Origin of the sequence: Pseudoalteromonas sp. SK18 (assembly GCF_001974855.1) — a bacterium.
In the GTDB taxonomy this organism is placed as follows: Bacteria; Pseudomonadota; Gammaproteobacteria; order Enterobacterales; family Alteromonadaceae; genus Pseudoalteromonas.
In genome coordinates this window covers 1-626 of the sequence record NZ_MTQB01000066.1, presented here as the reverse complement: position 1 = coordinate 626, position 626 = coordinate 1, and the positions used below count along the sequence as shown (strand labels likewise).

2 rRNA genes are annotated in these 626 nt (G+C 38.5%); both read right to left on the bottom strand.

Annotated features, from left to right (window positions below):
• Positions 1–107: ribosomal RNA gene (locus tag BW139_RS18160) — 23S ribosomal RNA — on the bottom strand; the annotation flags it as partial.
• Between the two features lie 440 nt (positions 108–547).
• Positions 548–626 (bottom strand): 16S ribosomal RNA (locus BW139_RS18155); the annotation flags it as partial.

Genomic DNA, 626 nt, shown 5'->3' with positions numbered 1-626 from the left:
AGTCTCAAGTGCTTTTTACTAGCTTGACTAGGCTTATCGCAAGTTAATACGTCCTTCATCGCCTCCAACTGCCAAGGCATCCACCGTGTACGCTTAGTCACTTAACCATACAACCCAAACGGGTCTTGCTTGGTCATTGTTACTTATGCTGCCTTGCTTTCTATTTTTGCTTGGTTACATAACACGTTATGCGCCCAGCGACAAAAATATCAGCGGCGTTGCCTAAGCATCAAATCCACGTCGCAATACTAAACAATAAAGTTTAGTCATACGTTAGTGACAGTTTAACTTCGCCAGAAGTTAATATTGAATACTAAAGTAGATACCAATTAATCAACTCAAAGAGTGATTAAATGGCACTGAATGATACTGCTATCATTCTTTTTTACTTTTGAAAACTCTGTACAAATAACAATGTTATTCATACGAATTTTATTATCAGCTTTTCCAAATTTTTAAAGAGCATATTAATCAGTTATACCCAAAGGGTAAAACTAACTAACAATCATCTGTGTGGACACTACGAACAAATAAGTTCTAAATCGTATAAGGAGGTGATCCAGCCCCAGGTTCCCCTAGGGCTACCTTGTTACGACTTCACCCCAGTCATGAATCACTCCGTGGTA